The 15,767-nt window shown below is 65.1% G+C and carries 22 protein-coding genes; 12 read left to right on the top strand and 10 right to left on the bottom strand.

The window, feature by feature from the left end:
• Positions 1-122 precede the first annotated feature (122 nt).
• Positions 123-1,505, top strand: coding sequence for an NAD(P)/FAD-dependent oxidoreductase (locus tag EPL00_RS13615; protein WP_135853887.1), 1,383 nt, complete (start codon positions 123-125; stop codon positions 1,503-1,505).
• Between the two features lie 115 nt (positions 1,506-1,620).
• Positions 1,621-2,457, top strand: coding sequence for a hypothetical protein (locus tag EPL00_RS13610; protein WP_135853886.1), 837 nt, complete (start codon positions 1,621-1,623; stop codon positions 2,455-2,457).
• Positions 2,458-2,558: 101 nt separating this feature from the next.
• On the opposite strand, the gene EPL00_RS13605 is transcribed toward EPL00_RS13610, so the two are convergent.
• Positions 2,559-2,954: a hypothetical protein gene (locus EPL00_RS13605; protein ID WP_135853885.1), complete on the bottom strand. Its 396-nt coding sequence runs from the start codon at positions 2,952-2,954 to the stop codon at positions 2,559-2,561.
• A gap of 129 nt (positions 2,955-3,083) precedes the next feature.
• Positions 3,084-3,674, bottom strand: a complete 591-nt coding sequence (locus EPL00_RS13600) for a DUF6149 family protein (protein ID WP_135853884.1) — start codon at positions 3,672-3,674, stop codon at positions 3,084-3,086.
• 131 nt (positions 3,675-3,805) lie between these two features.
• Here EPL00_RS13600 and EPL00_RS13595 point away from each other — a divergent pair, with 131 nt between their 5' ends.
• Positions 3,806-5,047: an NAD(P)/FAD-dependent oxidoreductase gene (locus tag EPL00_RS13595; protein WP_135853883.1), complete on the top strand. Its 1,242-nt coding sequence runs from the start codon at positions 3,806-3,808 to the stop codon at positions 5,045-5,047.
• Between the two features lie 75 nt (positions 5,048-5,122).
• On the opposite strand, the gene EPL00_RS13590 is transcribed toward EPL00_RS13595, so the two are convergent.
• Positions 5,123-5,407, bottom strand: coding sequence for a hypothetical protein (locus EPL00_RS13590; protein ID WP_135853882.1), 285 nt, complete (start codon positions 5,405-5,407; stop codon positions 5,123-5,125).
• Positions 5,408-5,590: 183 nt separating this feature from the next.
• Between EPL00_RS13590 and EPL00_RS13585 the strand changes: the two genes are divergently transcribed.
• The 3 genes from EPL00_RS13585 to EPL00_RS13575 all read left to right on the top strand — a co-directional run bounded on the left by EPL00_RS13585 (position 5,591) and on the right by EPL00_RS13575 (position 6,704).
• Positions 5,591-5,827, top strand: a complete 237-nt coding sequence (locus tag EPL00_RS13585) for a DUF7120 family protein (RefSeq protein ID WP_135853881.1) — start codon at positions 5,591-5,593, stop codon at positions 5,825-5,827.
• Between the two features lie 147 nt (positions 5,828-5,974).
• Positions 5,975-6,217 (top strand): hypothetical protein, encoded by a 243-nt coding sequence (locus EPL00_RS13580; protein WP_135853880.1) that lies wholly within the window; start codon positions 5,975-5,977, stop codon positions 6,215-6,217.
• A 73-nt stretch (positions 6,218-6,290) separates the two neighbouring features.
• Positions 6,291-6,704, top strand: coding sequence for a DUF7124 domain-containing protein (locus tag EPL00_RS13575; protein ID WP_135853879.1), 414 nt, complete (start codon positions 6,291-6,293; stop codon positions 6,702-6,704).
• 1 nt (position 6,705) lies between these two features.
• On the opposite strand, the gene EPL00_RS13570 is transcribed toward EPL00_RS13575, so the two are convergent.
• Positions 6,706-7,098: a type II toxin-antitoxin system VapC family toxin gene (locus EPL00_RS13570; protein ID WP_135853878.1), complete on the bottom strand. Its 393-nt coding sequence runs from the start codon at positions 7,096-7,098 to the stop codon at positions 6,706-6,708.
• Between the two features lies 1 nt (position 7,099).
• Positions 7,100-7,351 carry an antitoxin VapB family protein gene (locus EPL00_RS13565; RefSeq protein WP_135853877.1) on the bottom strand — a complete coding sequence of 84 codons (252 nt, stop codon included), beginning with the start codon at positions 7,349-7,351 and terminating at the stop codon, positions 7,100-7,102.
• Between the two features lie 350 nt (positions 7,352-7,701).
• Here EPL00_RS13565 and EPL00_RS13560 point away from each other — a divergent pair, with 350 nt between their 5' ends.
• Both EPL00_RS13560 and EPL00_RS13555 read left to right on the top strand, forming a co-directional pair.
• Positions 7,702-8,235 (top strand): DUF5815 family protein, encoded by a 534-nt coding sequence (locus EPL00_RS13560; protein ID WP_135853876.1) that lies wholly within the window; start codon positions 7,702-7,704, stop codon positions 8,233-8,235.
• Positions 8,236-8,372: 137 nt separating this feature from the next.
• Positions 8,373-8,594 (top strand): hypothetical protein, encoded by a 222-nt coding sequence (locus EPL00_RS13555; protein ID WP_135853875.1) that lies wholly within the window; start codon positions 8,373-8,375, stop codon positions 8,592-8,594.
• 109 nt (positions 8,595-8,703) lie between these two features.
• Here the strand turns inward: EPL00_RS13555 and EPL00_RS13550 are convergent, their stop codons facing one another.
• Entirely contained in the window at positions 8,704-9,783 is a 1,080-nt protein-coding gene (locus tag EPL00_RS13550) for a diacylglycerol/lipid kinase family protein (protein ID WP_135853874.1), read from the bottom strand.
• Positions 9,784-9,838: 55 nt separating this feature from the next.
• Between EPL00_RS13550 and EPL00_RS13545 the strand changes: the two genes are divergently transcribed.
• On the top strand, positions 9,839-10,624 hold the full coding sequence (locus EPL00_RS13545) for a PHP-associated domain-containing protein (RefSeq protein ID WP_135853923.1): 786 nt from the start codon (positions 9,839-9,841) through the stop codon (positions 10,622-10,624).
• Positions 10,625-10,784: 160 nt separating this feature from the next.
• Here the strand turns inward: EPL00_RS13545 and EPL00_RS24060 are convergent, their stop codons facing one another.
• Positions 10,785-10,913, bottom strand: a complete 129-nt coding sequence (locus EPL00_RS24060; RefSeq protein ID WP_274380998.1) for a hypothetical protein — start codon at positions 10,911-10,913, stop codon at positions 10,785-10,787.
• 161 nt (positions 10,914-11,074) lie between these two features.
• Entirely contained in the window at positions 11,075-11,488 is a 414-nt protein-coding gene (locus EPL00_RS13540) for an Lrp/AsnC family transcriptional regulator (RefSeq protein ID WP_135853873.1), read from the bottom strand.
• Between the two features lie 102 nt (positions 11,489-11,590).
• Between EPL00_RS13540 and carA the strand changes: the two genes are divergently transcribed.
• A complete protein-coding gene (carA, locus tag EPL00_RS13535) occupies positions 11,591-12,670 on the top strand; it encodes a glutamine-hydrolyzing carbamoyl-phosphate synthase small subunit (protein ID WP_135853872.1) in 1,080 nt (359 codons plus the stop codon).
• 220 nt (positions 12,671-12,890) lie between these two features.
• Positions 12,891-13,754 carry an N-acetylmuramoyl-L-alanine amidase gene (locus EPL00_RS13530; protein WP_135853871.1) on the top strand — a complete coding sequence of 288 codons (864 nt, stop codon included), beginning with the start codon at positions 12,891-12,893 and terminating at the stop codon, positions 13,752-13,754.
• 61 nt (positions 13,755-13,815) lie between these two features.
• Here the strand turns inward: EPL00_RS13530 and EPL00_RS13525 are convergent, their stop codons facing one another.
• Positions 13,816-14,589, bottom strand: coding sequence for an SDR family oxidoreductase (locus EPL00_RS13525; RefSeq protein ID WP_135853870.1), 774 nt, complete (start codon positions 14,587-14,589; stop codon positions 13,816-13,818).
• A gap of 98 nt (positions 14,590-14,687) precedes the next feature.
• Between EPL00_RS13525 and EPL00_RS13520 the strand changes: the two genes are divergently transcribed.
• On the top strand, positions 14,688-14,996 hold the full coding sequence (locus tag EPL00_RS13520; protein WP_135853869.1) for a hypothetical protein: 309 nt from the start codon (positions 14,688-14,690) through the stop codon (positions 14,994-14,996).
• Positions 14,997-15,046: 50 nt separating this feature from the next.
• Here the strand turns inward: EPL00_RS13520 and EPL00_RS13515 are convergent.
• Positions 15,047-15,767 (bottom strand): RNA-guided endonuclease TnpB family protein (locus EPL00_RS13515; RefSeq protein ID WP_162224221.1); only part of this gene is annotated, 721 nt, incomplete at its 5' end.

Here is a 15,767-nt window from a genome sequence, read left to right as displayed (position 1 = left end):
GGCTGAAAAAGGGTGCCAGAACGCGACTAGGCGAGAAGTTCACCGCGTTCGAGAGCTATCCGGCGACCGACACCCCGTCGGCTTCAACAAGACCTTTGCCCGGCCACGGCGAACGAGGAGGTATGAAAGGTGTCGTCGGTGGGGGAATCGCGGGTCTCGCGGCCGCCTACCGCCTCCAGCAGCACGGACACGACGTGCAGGTATTCGAAGCGAGCGACCAGATCGGCGGCCTCGCCGCGGTCTACGAGACCGCGGGCGACCCCGTCGAGAAGTTCTACCACCACCTCTCGGCCTCCGAGGAGACCATCATCGACCTCATCGACGAGTTGGGACTCGGCGAGCAGTTGGAGTGGCCCATCGGCAAGAACGCTTACTACTGGGACGGCACCGTCTACCCGATGGACAAGCCGTGGGAGATTCTGGCCTACCCCCACATGAGCGTCTACGACAAGTTCCGGCTGACGATGCTCACCCAAGAGATAGACGTGCGCGGCGGGGTTCCGAAGTTCGACACGTACGAGAACTTGGAGGACTTCGAGGACGTGCCCATCGAGCAGTTCCTGCGCGAACACACCTCCCACGGCGTCTACGAGGGATTCTTCGAGCCACTGCTGGACGCCAAGTTCGGCGACCGGAAAGACGACGTGAGCGCGGCGTGGCTCCTCGGACGCATCAAGTTCCGCGGCGAGCGCGACCTGTTGCGGGGCGAACCGCTGGGCTACCTCGAAGGCGGGTTCGGCCAGTTGCTCGACGCCTTGGTAGATGCGGTGGGCCGGGAGAACATCACTACCAACGCCCGCGTCACGGGTCTGGACCTCGAAGACGACCGAGTGAGCGAGATGACCGTGGCCGTCGAGGATACTCCGGAGGCGACCGGCGACACTCAGGCCGCCGAGGCCGACGGTGGCGCGACCACCGAGACCCACGCGGTAGACGACGTGGTCGTCGCGGCGATGCCCAACGTCCTCGAAGACCTCTGTGGCTACCAGTGCGACATCGACTTCCAAGGCGCGGTCTGTGCGCTCGTGACGATGGACGAGGAGCTAACCGACACGTACTGGCTGAACGTCGCCCACGACGCGCCCTTCGGCGCGCTCATCGAACACACCAACTACATGCCGCCCGAGAACTACGGCGGCGACCACCTGCTGTACGTCGCCAGCTACATCCAAGACTACGACGAGGACCTCTGGCAGATGGACGAGGAGGAAGTCGAGGACCTCTGGCTCGGCCACGTCGAGGAGATGTTCCCCGACTGGGACCGCTCGCACGTCGAGGAGTTCCGCCTCGCGAAGAACCCCCGCGCCGCGCCCATCTACGAGCGGGGCTACCTCGACATGGTCATCCCCTACGACCTCTCGGCAGAAGTCGCCGACGGACTCTACTACGCCGGGATGGCCAGCAGAGCGCAGTACCCCGAGCGGAGTCTGAACGGTGGCATCGTCGCGGGCTACGAGTGTGCCGACAGAATCGCGGGTCGCAAAGAAGTCGTCAGCCCGGAGTAGTTGCCGCATCGGAGGGCGCTCTGAGGGACGAAATCGCCCGATAAGCGCCCCAGCGGCCGGAAAGCGCCCAGAATACTTTTCAGCGATTTTCGCCTACCAACGGGAGGGGACAAGGATGAGCAACAGATTATCAGACGTGACCGAAGCGGCGCGAACGGAATCGACCGACGACAGCGTGCGCGACCCGCTGGTGCGTGTCGTAGAAGTCCTGCTGGAAGCGACCGAGGAGTCCGACGGAACCTCCTCGGACGGCCGCCCGGCCGTCCGACCGTTCCTTCTCGTCGATCTGAGTGCCGTACTCGACTATCTCGGCGGGGCGCGTGGGAACGGAGTCGGTGGGTCCGAGACTCGCGGGCGAGCGACGGAAGCCGTCGGCAGTCTGGTCGGCGCGACGCTCCGGGCGACCACCGACCGAGAGGCCCGAGAGCGGGGAGACCGCGACGGCGAGCGACTGACGACCGGCGACCGCACAGAGCGCGCGGGCGAGAGCGACGGTCGGGGCACCCTCTCGAAACTGTTCCTGCTCGGTATCGCCCTCGGAGTCGGCTACGCGGTGCGAAGACAGTCCGGGTCGGTCGGCGAAACCGTGGGCCGCGCGACCGACCGGGTCCGGGAGGTCGCCGACCGGACGGCCGTCCGCTCGGGCGAGGCCGCCCAGCGAACCGAGGCCGCCGCCGGAGAGGCCGCGGACCGAATCGAGGAGGGGAGCGAGACGGCCGCCGACCGCGTGCAGGAAGGCGGCGAAGCCGCCGCGGAGCAGGTCCGAGAGCGCGGCGAGACGGCCGCCGACCGCGTACAGGAGAGCGGGCAGGAAGTCTCCGACGACATGCAGCAGGCCGCCGACACCGCGGACGAGGCAGAGGAGAGAGTCGAGGAGGCCGAATCGACCGCCAGAGATGCGGCCGACGAGGCGACGGGCGAGGGGGAAGACGACGAAGAAAGCGAAGCGTGAGGCCTTCTCGAAGGAAGTCCGACCCGCCGAATTTTCGTGGAAGTAGTCGGTAGTGACGTGCAGACGGTCGAGCAAAAAGTATCGTCGGTTCGAGCGGCAACTTACCGGTCGCCGAGCTTCGCTTCCGCTTCCTCGACGGTCTCGGCCTTCGTGACTTCGTAACCCTCGTCGCCGCCGACGCGACTGAACTGCATGTCGCCCAGCGCGGAATCGCCCGTGACGCGCACGAGCGCCGCGGCGTCGTTGGCCGCCAGAATCTCCTTACCGTCCGCGATAGTGTCGGCCACGTCTTGGGAGAGGGGCTTGAACTCCGAGATGTCGTTCACAACGTCGAACCCCGGCGAGAGTTTGGCGGCCTCCCGTTCGACGGTTTCGACGGCCTCCTCGGCCTGCGCTTGGTCCAGCGACCCGCGTAGCTCCATGTGCAGTCGGTTCTCCGTTCGGTCGGCTTCGATTTCGAATCCAGCCATCGGGTTCGATTCCCACAATTTACTCACCTGTTATAATCGTTTCTCTACATCTTCTCCGAGAAGACGAAACAAAATCTAAAGGACGTGAAATGTAGCGTTCTTTCAATATCGGTGGGGTGAACAAAAATCGGGAATCTCCGTCGGCAGTCGGTCGGACTACGCTTCGGCGTCCTCGTCCACGCCGGGCGCGTCCGTCACGTCTACGTCGGCGGGTTCGTCCTGTCCGCCGACTTGAATCTCTCCGTCGGGACCCTGCACGTACACGTCGTCGGCGAAGCCGCCCTCGGCGTAGGGGTGTTCCGGTTCGTCCAACTTCTCGGGCGTTGAGGGCGCGTCCGGGATGCCGCCCGCGGGTAGGAACTCGCCGAGCGGGTCCTCGATGGCGATGCCGTGGCGATCGAAGAACTCCCGGTAGCGGTCGTAGTGGTCGTCCAACTCGTCGCTGGGGAACTCCATCATCTCGGTCCAGCCGTGGTTGTAGAAATCGAAGTTGGCTTGGATGTGGGTTATCTCGCGGGCCTCGGCCTCGGGTGCGCCCTGCTGGAGCGCGGCGAGATAGGTGTCCATCGTCGCGTCGAAGAAGGCGTCGAGTCGCTCCCGGCGCTCCTCGCGGTGGGCCTCGTCGGCTTTTTCGAGGAAGATGCGCGTGTGCAGGTCCACGAGCTTCTCCTTCACGATGTCGGAGACGACCGGCAACTCCAGCGCCTTCCGCGAGGCGAAATGGCGGACGTTCTGGTTTATCTTCATCGAACGGTGGTTAGGACGCCTCGTTCAAAAGCTCGTCTGTCTGCTAGTGACTCCCACAGACGTTGTTCGTGAATGTCTGGCACAATACCGAGATAGCAACCGACTTTAACCCCGAAGATGAAGATTCGGCTATGAGCGAGTCGTACGTGATAATCGGTGACGGTATCGCGGGCAGTTCCGCGGCCGAGACCATCCGCGAGGAGGCCCCCGACGCCGACGTATCCGTAATCACAGACGAAGGTGAGGCGCTGTACAACCGCATCCTCATCAAAGAGTTCGCCAAAGGAAAGCTGCCCGAAGCGCCCATCTCCATCCACGAGGAAGACTGGTACGCCGAGCGGGACATCGACCTCGAACTCAACACGTTCGTGACCGACGTGGACCCCGACGCACACGAGGTCCACACCCACGACAGCGGCACGTTCGAGTACGACAAGTTGCTGGTCGCCACGGGCGGGACGCCGACCCAGCTTCCGGTCGAGAACAGCGACGCCGAGGGCGTCCACCACTTCTGGACGTTCCAAGACGCCCGGAAGATTCAGGAGAACGCCGACGCGGCCGACACCGGCGTCGTCGTCGGTGCGGGTCTCCTCGGTATCGACCTCGCGGCGGTCTGTGCCGCCCAAGACGTGGACGCCAAGTACATCATGCGGGGCAACCGCTGGTGGCGCTACGGCCTGAGCCTCGACGGCGCGGAAATCATCCACGACGCGCTCGAAGAGAAGGGCGTCGAACCCGTCCTCGAAAGCGGCGTCGAGGAGTTCCGGACCGACGACGACGGACAGGTCGTCTCGACGGTGGACGCCAACGGCGAGGAGTACGACAGCGAGTTCGTCGGCGTCGCCATCGGCCTGAACTTCAACACCGAGTACCTCCAAGGCACCGGCATCGAGGAGGACAGCGGCATCGTCGTGGACGAGTACATGCAGACCAACGTCGAGGACATCTACGCGGCCGGTGACATCACCCGCTACTACGACACCATCCTCGACGAGTACGCCCAGAACGGCTCGTGGGGCAGTGCGAAAGAGCAGGGCCAGATCGCCGCGAAGAACATGGTCGCCGACGACGAAACCGAGTCGTTCCGCTGGGTGTCGTCGTACTCCATCACCCACTTCGACTTCCCGTTCCTCAGCTTCGGCTTCCCGACGCTGGGCGACGACGAGTGCGAACGCAAGTACAGCGACACCGAGTGGCGTCGCCTCGCGTTCAAGGACGGCAAGCTCGTGGGCGGCGTCCTCATCGGCGACATCGCCCCGCAGGGCAAGTACAAGGACCTCATCCGCCAAGAGGCCGAAGTCGCCGACCAGAAGGAGACCCTGCTGGAGAAGGACTTCGACCCCGAAGAGCTGGCGATTCCGCAGGAACAGTAGCGCGCTTCGCCACACTCGGACTCGACACCGCTCGTCTCGTCGCTTCCCCGACTCGCCCCGGCCGGACGAGTTCGCTCACCGCGCGAACCACGAGTCGTCGGGAATTTCGATACCGTTCTCCTCGCAGATATCCCGGCCCAGCGACCGCACCGACTGCTCCTGTGGTAGGGTTTCTGACTTCCGGAGCGACCGCTTCAGGTCGTCGGCGAGTCGGTCCACCGCCGACTCGCCGCCGAGCGCGCGTAGCTCCTCGAACGCCTCGCGATACTCGTGTTCCTCGGGCGCGGAACCGGTCCGTTCGTCGAGTCGTTCGTCTGCGAGCGACGCGAGGTCCCGGAGATGCGCGTCAACGCTGGCCATACACGAAACAGGCTCCGGACGCCCAAAGCCTTGGTCGCCGTCCGTCGAGCGCGTCGCTCCTCGTCGGTCGAGTGTACCGATTCTCGTTGACCGAGACGGCCTCGTCGCCCCGTTCGCGGCAGTTCGCGGCCGAACGTCGGGGCAACCAAACGTTGTAGTGGCTGGAACCGCTACCGGACGTACATGCCCCAACTCGAAATCTCTCTGTCGGACGACGTGGACATGCAGATCGACCAGCTCGTCACCCAAGACGAGTTCGTGGACCGCCAAGAGGCCCTCGAAGAGGTACTCTCGCTCGGCATCAAGGAGTACCAGACCACGATGGAGAGCGACACCCGCGACGAGATGGAGTTCGCCGACGAGATGATGGAGACCACCGAGCGCTCGCTCGGCGACGAAGACGAAGGCTACCGCTTCTGAAACCCCGCCGTCGGCCGTCGAGCGCGCCGTATTTTTCGAGCTGCCTTCGTATCTGCTCCGCACGTGGAATATCTACCCGTCGGACCTGTAAGTTCCGACCACCAGAAGGTTTAACATACTCCACGGCATTTGGTATCGTGTAACACAATGTCCTCGAACACGATTTCCGGAACCGACAGCGACGGGCGGACCGTCCGCGTTCGCCCCGCGACGACGCTCCCGGCGGGTGCCCCTGTCCGGCACTTCGACGAACTCTCCGAGGAGGTCCAGCAGTTGCTCGCCGAACACGACAGGAGTGGCTCGGCCGCCGTCACGCCCGAAGTCGCGACCGAACTCGCCGACGAACCGGTCGTCGTGTTCTCGGAATACCTGCGAATCGAACTCGCGTGAGCTGATTCTTTCGGATGGCAGTGCGCGACTCCGTACCGAAGCCGTTTTGCCCGCCACCGGCCGAGTAGGAGATATGAACGGAAGCGGCGAGATGACCCTCGCCTTCGAACTCTCGGCGCTGGAGCGACTGGCCGAACCCGGCGCGGTGTTCGACGACGCGCGCAGGTGGAGCAAGTACGTCGGCGTGGTCTCGGACAAGCCGACCTACGTCGTCACCAACTTCACCCGGAAGAACCGCATCCGACAGGACTTCTTCTCCGGCCCGAAGGGGAAAGGCGAGAGCTTAGAGAGCGTCCGCGAGCAGTTCGACACCGACCGCCACGTCTTCGTCGGCACGACCGACGAGGACCGCGACCTCGCCGACGACCACGAGTGGGAGTTCCTCGACATCGGCGACGCCGCCGAGGCCGCCGAGTGGCAACTGGCCAGCGAGGCGGACGAGGAGGACGACGAACCCGACGAGGACCAGCGCGACGACTGGCCCTGAGTCAGTACGTCTCGACGGTCACTCCGGGCATTCGCTCGAAATCGGCGAGATTTCTCGTCAACACGGCTTCGTCTACCGTCAGTGCGGTCGCACCGATGATTACGTCTCCGTCCGCGACCGGTGTCCCGTCGTTTTCTAGTTCGCCGGAGACGCGACCCGCGCGCCGCATGACGGCGGTGTCGGCTGGCTGTACCGGTTTCGTTTCGAGGACCTTCTCGACCGTCTCGCGCTCGTCGTCGGGTTGGTTCGAGCGTGCGACGCCGTAGTACAACTCGAACAGCGTCATCGCCGAGATACGCTGGCGAACGAACTGCGATTCCAGTTCACACATTCGTTCGACGGCGGCCTCGTCGCCCCGCATGAGGTCGATGAGAAACGCGGTATCGAACAGCACGCTATCGCGTCCTCGTCTCGTCGGTCCGCATCTCGTCGGTGATGGATTCGAGCTCGCCGCGTCGTCGGCGTCGGCGCTCTTCGACGGCGGTTTCGAGCGCGTCGGCTTGTTCGTCGGATAGGATACCCGCGAGTTCGAGGAGCGACTGTTCGCCAGCGAGGCGGAGGACGACATCCGAGACCGTTTCGTCCTCCCGTCGCAGTGTCTCTAACCGCTCGTAGGCCTCCTCGGAGAGACGGACGCTCTTAGACACGGCTGAAGAGTCGTGTGCGCGAACTTTCAGTCTTTTCCCGGTTCGAATGCCATCGGCGTGTATCGGCTCCGTTCATCGCAGGCCGAGTTGGTCGCCCGTTTGTATTTCAACCTTCGGTTAGTCCGTCGTAACCCGGAGAATCGCCTCCGAGAACGTCTCGCCGTCGTCCCTGTACGCCTTTAGTCGTTCGTGGGCTTTCCGGGAGATGCAGATTCGTTTCGCCATGCTGTTGTCGGGCCGAGGTTGTCCCGGACTCGTACTTGAATCTTTGCCGGACACGAATCGCGGTCGCGAAACGGAGCGAGCGCCGAGTCGCGGCGTTTAAACGCGCGAAACTCCAACGCAATCGCATGGCAGAACCGCGCGTTCCGGGCGGTCGCGGAGCGGAACTCGACCTCCCGTGCGGCGAGTCGGTCTACGTCCACGACCTCGACATGGGGATGCGGGAGTACGACTGTGACTGCGGGGCGAGTCACGCCGTCGTGACCGACGTGCATCCGCCCTCCCGGTTCGTCCCCGAGTTCCTCGTTGACGTTCTCCGGGCGACCATCGACACCGACGACGACCTCGGCGAGTTCGGCACCGCCCACGTGATGGGCGTCGTGTTGGAGGAGTTCCCCGGCGAGGTCGTCAGCGAGAACGTCGAGGACGACCAAGACGTGGGCTACGCACTGGTCTGGGTGACCGACTTCGACTCCCGGCGACTCCACGAAATCGTCGTGGAACTCGTCGTGGAACTGATGGAACACGCCGTCAGCCACGCCGACGACGACTCGGCGATGGCCCAGTTCGAAGACGACATGCTCGATTTCGACGTGTCGGAGTTCGTCGAGCAGTACCGCCGCGAACGCGACTTCTCCGGCCCGCACGACACGGCGGCCTGACTAGGCGTTCGCCCGGACCCCGACTCGCAAATCGGCAGACGCCTACTTAGCCGATATCCATTCATCGGACGCCCAATCGTCGGACGCTCGTCTGACTGAGCGTTAAGTGCGTGTCTCCCCCACGAACGGACAGACACATGGCCCAGTCCGCGAGGGAGTACGACCGGATTCGGACCGTCCTCGCCGAGACCGACACCGACGAGCCGTTGACGGCGCGCGAAATCCTCCAGTTGCTCGACGCCCGCGGCGAATCGTTCGAGAGCGCCCACCGCGTCGCCACCGTCCTCGGGCGACGCGCCCGGCGCGGCGACGTGACCGTCGTCGAGTCGTCGCCGTATCGGTATCGACTCGACGCCTGACTCCGACGACCCCGTCACTTCGGCCGCCACGCGTCACTTCGGCCGCCACGCGTCACTTCGGCCGCCACGCGTCACTTCGGCCGCCACGCGTCACTTCGGCCGCCACGCGTCACTTCGGTTCCGGGTCGGGTTCGTAGCCCTCGCCGACCGGAATCTCGACCGCCCGCTCACGGGTCTCCATCGTCAACGAGTCGTACTCGGCGGTCTCGCCGTCGAAACTGAACCCGACCGGGTCGTCCCGGCGCACGTCCACCCGCAGTTCCGACGCGAGCAAGGTAGTGACGTGTTCGGTCTCGTCGCCGAACAGGCGGTGGACCGCGGCCTCCTGTAGCAGGTCGGCGGGCGGCATCCGCTCGATGATGGTCACCTCCAGCAGGCCGTCCTCGCAGTTGGCCTGCGAGCGGCCTTCGGTGGGGAACCGGCGGGCGTTACCGACGAGGACCATCACTGCGTCGCCGGTCCACGTCTTCTCGGTGCCGGGACAGTCCGCCTCGACCGCGAGCGGAAGCGCGTCGAACTCCCGGACCGTCCGGAGTCCGGTGACGACGTAGGCCAGCACGCCGAGTCTGTCCTTGAGTTCCGGCGAGGTCGAGGCGCTGGCCTCGGCGGTTAGCCCCGCGATGCAGGAGTTCAAAAAGAGTTCCGCGGCCTCCTCGTCCTCGGGTTCGGTCTCGTTTTCTGGTCCCGTCTCACCCTCCGTCGCGGTCGCCACGTCGATGCGCCGCCGTTCGCCGTCCGCGAGGAGTTCGAAGGCGTGTTCGACGCTCTCGATGCCGAGGTTCCCGGCGAAGTTGTTGCCCGTACCGGTCGGGACGACGCCGAACGTCACCTCGCCCAGCGCGTCGGCGGCGTCGAGTCCGCGGGCCACCTCGTTGACGGTCCCGTCGCCGCCCGCCGCGACCACGAACTCGGCCCCGGCCGCCGCCGCGAGTCGGCCGAAGGCGACGGCCTCGCCGCTCGCGTGGGTCTCCAGCACGGTGAACCCCGCCCGGTCGGCCAACCGCCGGACCTCCTCGCGGTGGTCGCCGTTCCCGCTGACGGGGTTGAGTACGAGTATCCGGTCGCCCCGGATGCCGCCGTCCGCGAGGAGTCGGCCCCGCTCCGCTCGGTCGTCGGCGACGACGCGCCCTCCTCGACGGGTGTCGGAACTGGCGTCTCGGCCTGCGAGTACCCCCCAAATCTCGGCCATACGACACGTTATTGGGGGCAGAAAGTCAAAGGTCTACCGGCTATTAATGACCGTCGTGTACGAAGTCGATTTACACGCCCACACGCGGTTCTTCCACGGGCACGAGCGGCTCGCCGACTACTACGACCCGGTGGGGGTCAGACTGTTGTCGGGGGCCGCCGCGTTGCGAGGCTTGGACGGGGTAGCGACGACCAACCACGACTACTACCGGGCGTTCGACTTCGACGGGGGTGAACCGGGAAAGGCCGGACCGCGCGGAGGTAAACCGGGACGGAGCGAACCGGACGAAGGGCGACGAGGCGAGGGCGGACTGTTCGCCGCGACGATACCCGGCATCGAGGTGACGACGACCCACGGCCACGTCCTCGTGGTCGGTCCCGACCCGCCAGCTCGGACCGAACCGGGCGACCTCTCGCCCGAGGAGGCCGTCGAACTCGCCCACGACAGGGGGTGTGCGGCCATCGTCGCCCACCCGTATCGCAACAGCACCGTCCGGGAGGTCGATGCCGACTTCGACGCCATCGAGGTCAACGGCAAGCACCCCCGAACCGAGGAGTGGGTCCGGAAACTCGCCGACCGCCACGACCTGCCGCTGGTCGGCGGGAGCGACGCCCACTACCCCGTCGAGGTCGGTCGGGCCTACACCGAAATCGAGGCCGAGGACCTAACGCCCGAATCGGTCGCCGCGGCCATCCGCGACGGCCGGGTCAGCCCGAAGGTCCACCGCGGACCGTTCAATCGCGCGCTCCGGTCGCTCTATCGGCGAGTTCACGAGGAGAAGGGGTATCTCCAGAGTCCCGAATGGCTGGAGACGCCGGGCGTCGGTAAGCCGCCGAAGTGACCGACCGCTGGCGCGTTCCCGAATCCGATTTTCGTAACGGGGCGATTCGACCGTCGAACCCGGTTTGTACTCGTTCGGCTCTGTTGAAGCCGTTTAGTTCTGTTAGGAGATGGCGAGCGCAATTCGTGGTGCGAACTTAGGGGGAGAGGGTCAGTCGCCATTAAATCATTGCGAGAAGAACAGATGCCCAAAATACCACGAGTACGGCGAAGAGGAGGAGGCAGAATATCATCATACTCCAGTGCATATCGTCGAATCGTTCGGGGACGGGTGGGGTCGGGTCGTTCATATCAGTCGCTTCGTCGTTTGTCTGCAAAACAATTCGGTCGTTTGTCCGTCTCAACGAAAGCAGTAGGTCGATTCACTGTGTTGCCCAATACACGCTCTAAATTGCGCATCGGCATTCCATCCTCTCCGCAGCAGCGGATTTCAACGAGGCCGCTCTTTCGATTATCCCAGTTTCTCGTCCAGAATCAGGCGCGTCTTCGTGTTGACGACCTCCTCCAACTCGCGGGCCTTCGTGATGAGTTGGTTGACGCTCTGGGTGTCGGCCGCGTCCACGACCAGCACGATGTCCTCCTCGCCCGAGACCTGCCACACGAAGTCCACCTGCTCCCAGTCGGCGACGCGCGCGCCGAGGTCGGAGGTGTTCACGTCCACCGCCACGTCGAGTTCTATCATCGCCTTCACGTTTCCGGTCCGGGTGGCGACGGTGAACCGCTCGATGACGCCCTCGTCGGTCATGCGCTCGACGCGGTTGCGGACGGTTCCCTCGCTGGTACCGACCTCCTCGGCGATCTCCGTGTACGGTTTTCTGGCGTCTCGTCGCAGGATGGAGAGGATTTCACGGTCGAGTTCGTCCATAGAGATGCGAAGGTAGACGGGGGACCCACTTGGAGATTACGAAATTCGTAATCTCGCTACGAAAGCAAGGTTTATCACGGGGGATTCCGTATGAATCTCGTAATGTCGGCCGCATACGTCGCACTGGAAGGCGGCAGCGTCGTGGAGGCGCGCTGTCGCGCTCCGGGCACGTCCCACGGCGAACTGGTATTCACGACCGCGTACACCGGCTACGAGGAGAGCCTGACCGACCCCTCTTACGAGGAGCAGGTCCTCACGTTCTCGTACCCGCTCATCGGAAACTACGGCGTCCGAGAGGAACGCTTCGAGGACGAGCGGGTCCACCCCCGCGCCGTCGTCGCGCGCGAACTCACCGACGACGTGGCCCAATGGCTCGAAAGCGAGGGCGTCCCCGCGGTGGACGAACTCGACACCCGCGACCTCGTGGGCCAGATTCGAGAGGGCGGCGCGATGAAGTGCGGCATCTCGGCGGGTCCCGACGCTTCCCCCGAGAAGGCCAAGGAGGCGCTCGCGGACTGTCCGGGCATGAGCGACCACACGGACATCGGCTCGCAGGTCAGCGTCACCCAACACGAGACCCACTCTCCCGACGGAGCGGGCGACGGTCCCGACGTGGCGCTGGTGGACTGTGGCGCGAAAGGCTCCATCGTGGAGTCGCTGCTCGAACGCGACGCGACGGTCCACGTTCTGCCTTACGACGTGACGCCCGAGGAGGTCGCCGACCTCGAACCCGACGTACTCTTCGTGTCGAACGGTCCGGGCGACCCCGCGAACTTCGAGGCCGCCCAGTCGCTCGTCTCGGAGTTCGTCGGCGAGGTCCCGCTGGCTGGCATCTGTCTCGGCCAGCAAATCGTCGCCCGCGCGCTCGGCGGCACCACCGAGAAGATGGCGTTCGGCCACCGCGGGGTCAACCAACCGGTCCGGGACCTGCGCTCGGACAAGGTGGTCATGACGACCCAGAACCACGGCTACACCGTCGCCGACCCCGGCCCGGAACTCGACGTGACGCAGGTCAACGTCAACGACGACACCGCCGAGGGACTGGAGAGCGACGACCTGCAAGTCCTGACTCGCCAGTACCACCCCGAGGCCAACCCCGGTCCGCACGACACGCTCGGGTTCTTCGATAACGTCGTCGAGATGGCGACCGACGAGCGTCGAACCCCCGTCGCGGCCGACTGACGCTCGGGAGCCTCCGCCGGTTCCATCGCTTTCGCCGTTTGTGCTATTCTCGTCGTTTCCGCCGTTCTCTCGACGCTCGACTCCTCGACCGATAGGCTCCGGGTAGCGTCGCCTGCCACGGGCGTTCGGCGACGCGTCGCCGAAGAACGAAGCTCTCCGTATTTTTCGACTACGTCTAGCCAAAAATTATTTTTGTTCGTAGTAAATATACGTGAACGCAATGGCACCGTCACGACGACGCTTCCTGAAGCTCGCCGGTTCCGCGGCGGCGACGGGAGGTCTCCTCGGCGCATCGAACTCCGCGAGCGCGTACTCTCCCCAACCCGACATGCGGTGGGAGGCCGCGGACCCCAGCAACTACAGCGCGGCCAACCGCGGTCCCTCGGACGTACGCTGGATAATCCTCCACGTCACCGAAGGCAGTTACGAGGGGACCATCAGCTGGTTCAAGGACCCCGCCTCGAACGTGAGTACTCACTACGTCATCGAGAACGACGGCACGGGCGAGATTACGAAGATGCTCAACCGCGACGACATCGGTTGGCACGCCGGGAACGGCGGGTACAACGACACGTCGCTGGGCTTCGAACACGAGGGGTACACCGACCAGACGACGTTCACCGACGCGCTCTACCGCTCGTCGGCGAAGACGGTGCGCTACCTCGCGGACAAGTTCAACATCCCCCTCACTCGCCCGTCGGGCGTCGCGCCCTGCGACCCCTACGACGGCGTCGGCGGCATCATCGGCCATCATCAGGTGCCAGACCCCAACGACTGCGGCTGGAACAGCCACACCGACCCCGGTTCGACGTGGGACTGGGGCACCTACATGAACTACGTGCAGGGCACCACGCTCGGCACGCGCTTCGGCATCGGCGAGGGCGTCGTCACCACTGCCAGCGTCAACGTCCGGAGCGACCCCGCCATCGGCGACAACGTCGTCCACACCAACCCGGTCGGCGAAGTCGGCTACGTGCAGGACGGCTACATCACGGAAGACGGCTACACGTGGTGGAAGATAGAGTACGACAATGGCGTCACCGGCTGGTCGGTCGACCGCTTCCACGCCTCGAACGCCATCTGAGGCCGACGGGTCGGCTCCTCGGGCTTCGATTGCACTCCGTTTTCTACCGCTTGAGACGCTACTACGCTTCGTCTCGGGCCTCGTCGTCGATGTCTATCTCCACGGGTTCGAGGTCGTCGGGATACGTCCAGTCGAGTTCGACCAGTCCACGAGGAGTCCCGCGGACCCCCGAGCGCGCGACGACCTCGAAGGTCCGGTTCGCGGCGTCGGGCGTCGAGAGCGCCGCGACCATCAGTCGGGCCACGTCGGCGCGAGGAATCGACCCGCCGACGGTCGCGCCGCCCTCGCCGACCAGCACGTCGCCGGTCGCCGGTCCGTCGGTCAGCCCGCCGGGTCGTAGAATCGTGTATCGCAGGCCCGACGACCGGAGCGCGGCCTCGGCGTCGTTCTTCGCGCGCAGGATGGGCGCTATCGCGAACCGGAACGGCGCGGGCATCCCCGACGCCGAGTCGCCGACGCCGATGGAACTCTCGAAGACGAACTCCTCGCAGTCGGCCGCGACGGCCGCGTTCACGAGGTTCCGGACGCCTTCACCGTCCACGAGCGGTTTGCCCAACAACGGGTCGAGCGACGGTCCGGTCCCGACCGCACACAGCACGGCGTCACAGCTCCGCACGGCGCGCGCGGCGTCGCGGGCCTCCAGCAGGTCGCCGACGACTGCCTCGTCGGCCCCGCGAGCGAGGAGTTCCCCGCGACTGTCCAGCGAGCGCGTCAGGCCGACGACTTCGAGGTCGGTCGCTTTCAGCACGCGCAGAATCTCCCGGCCGGTACCCCCGGTCGCGCCAGCGACCAGCACGCGGTCGATGCGGTCGGCGAACGAATCTGTCTCCCCCATGCGAACGGCGACGGCCCGCGTCGCCAAAGGCGCTCCGGCGTTCGTCTCGCGGCCGCCCTCCGTCGAATTTACATTCGCGGAGGTGGAGGGGTGAGACGATGCTCCTCGAACTGCTGTTCGGGTTCCTCGTCCTCGTCGCGGCCTCCTACGTCGGCACGACGATGGCGCTCCGGGGCTTCTTCGGCCGGGAGCGATACGACGGTCGCTTCGAGTCCGGCGGCGACGGCCCGCCGGACAACGGTAGCACGCCGGACGACGGTGGCCCACCGGAAACCGACGGCCGCGGGCGAACGACAGATGGCCGTGACGCGCGGACGACCGATAGCCGGGACCCACGGAAGCGAGACGACGAGAATCGAACCGACGACGTGCCGAGGGCCAGCGACGTATCCGGCCGCGGCGAGTGACATCCTCCTCGCCGTAAACGGCGAGGCTTCCCACGCATGGGGAATACCAGTTAGTCGTCGCTGGCAGAGGGTTTCGACTCTTCGTAGGCCGTGAGCGTCATCTGCGCGGGTGCGCTCTTCTCACGGTGAGTCGTGGCGGTGTCACAACCGCTCCCATCCCGAGGTGAGTCATCGCGTTCCGCCTTGTCAAGCGGGACGCTCTCTCCCCACGGGTCAATCCGTCGTGCGATGTTCGCGGAAGCGTTGATGTCGGCCTGAAACGTCGAAACGTGGCAGTCGTCGTTTGGACACCGGAACTCGGCCTGCGAGTCCCGCCGACCGATACGGTGGCACGAGTGGCACGTCTGGGACGTGTACGCCGGATTCACGTACTCGACCGGGATACCTGCTTCCGCCGCCTTGTCCTCGATGCGTCCTTGCAGTCGGGCGAACGCCCACGAGTGAAGCCGACGGTTCATGTACTTCCCGTAGTCGAGCCGTTCACGGATGTACGTCAAATCCTCCATCACCAACACCGGGTTATCGAACCGTTTGGCGTACTCGACGGCGTGCCGAGACGCTTTCTCCACGATGTCGGTGAGCGCGTTCTGGTAGTGCGAGAAGCGGTCTTCAATCCGCCACTCGGATGCGTCACGCTCTTGGAGTCGTTTCAGGGTTGTGTGCATCTCTTTGCGGAGATGCTTCGCTCTGCTTCCGCTACACACGAACGGGTCAGTCGGAGAACCATCCTTGAGGGCACAGCCCGTGATGAGGGCGGTTTCTCCGATGTCT

Origin of the sequence: Halorussus salinus (assembly GCF_004765815.2) — an archaeon.
Lineage (GTDB): Archaea > Halobacteriota > Halobacteria > Halobacteriales > Haladaptataceae > Halorussus > Halorussus salinus.
This window is presented reverse-complemented; position numbering and strand designations above follow the sequence as displayed.

Bases quoted from the DNA above. Each gene is read 5' to 3' on its own strand.
- EPL00_RS13530 (WP_135853871.1), top strand. From the start codon at position 12,891: ATGGCACCGTCACGACGACGCTTCCTGAAGCTCGCCGGTTCCGCGGCG.
- EPL00_RS13520 (WP_135853869.1), top strand. From the start codon at position 14,688: ATGCTCCTCGAACTGCTGTTCGGGTTCCTCGTCCTCGTCGCGGCCTCC.
- EPL00_RS13525 (WP_135853870.1), bottom strand. From the start codon at position 14,589: ATGGGGGAGACAGATTCGTTCGCCGACCGCATCGACCGCGTGCTGGTC.
- EPL00_RS13540 (WP_135853873.1), bottom strand. From the start codon at position 11,488: ATGGACGAACTCGACCGTGAAATCCTCTCCATCCTGCGACGAGACGCC.
- EPL00_RS13575 (WP_135853879.1), top strand. From the start codon at position 6,291: ATGAACGGAAGCGGCGAGATGACCCTCGCCTTCGAACTCTCGGCGCTG.
- EPL00_RS13615 (WP_135853887.1), top strand. From the start codon at position 123: ATGAAAGGTGTCGTCGGTGGGGGAATCGCGGGTCTCGCGGCCGCCTAC.
- EPL00_RS13585 (WP_135853881.1), top strand. From the start codon at position 5,591: ATGCCCCAACTCGAAATCTCTCTGTCGGACGACGTGGACATGCAGATC.
- carA (WP_135853872.1), top strand. From the start codon at position 11,591: ATGTCGGCCGCATACGTCGCACTGGAAGGCGGCAGCGTCGTGGAGGCG.
- EPL00_RS13600 (WP_135853884.1), bottom strand. From the start codon at position 3,674: ATGAAGATAAACCAGAACGTCCGCCATTTCGCCTCGCGGAAGGCGCTG.
- EPL00_RS13550 (WP_135853874.1), bottom strand. From the start codon at position 9,783: ATGGCCGAGATTTGGGGGGTACTCGCAGGCCGAGACGCCAGTTCCGAC.
- EPL00_RS13590 (WP_135853882.1), bottom strand. From the start codon at position 5,407: ATGGCCAGCGTTGACGCGCATCTCCGGGACCTCGCGTCGCTCGCAGAC.
- EPL00_RS13580 (WP_135853880.1), top strand. From the start codon at position 5,975: ATGTCCTCGAACACGATTTCCGGAACCGACAGCGACGGGCGGACCGTC.
- EPL00_RS13595 (WP_135853883.1), top strand. From the start codon at position 3,806: ATGAGCGAGTCGTACGTGATAATCGGTGACGGTATCGCGGGCAGTTCC.
- EPL00_RS13555 (WP_135853875.1), top strand. From the start codon at position 8,373: ATGGCCCAGTCCGCGAGGGAGTACGACCGGATTCGGACCGTCCTCGCC.
- EPL00_RS13560 (WP_135853876.1), top strand. From the start codon at position 7,702: ATGGCAGAACCGCGCGTTCCGGGCGGTCGCGGAGCGGAACTCGACCTC.
- EPL00_RS24060 (WP_274380998.1), bottom strand. From the start codon at position 10,913: ATGAACGACCCGACCCCACCCGTCCCCGAACGATTCGACGATATGCAC.
- EPL00_RS13610 (WP_135853886.1), top strand. From the start codon at position 1,621: ATGAGCAACAGATTATCAGACGTGACCGAAGCGGCGCGAACGGAATCG.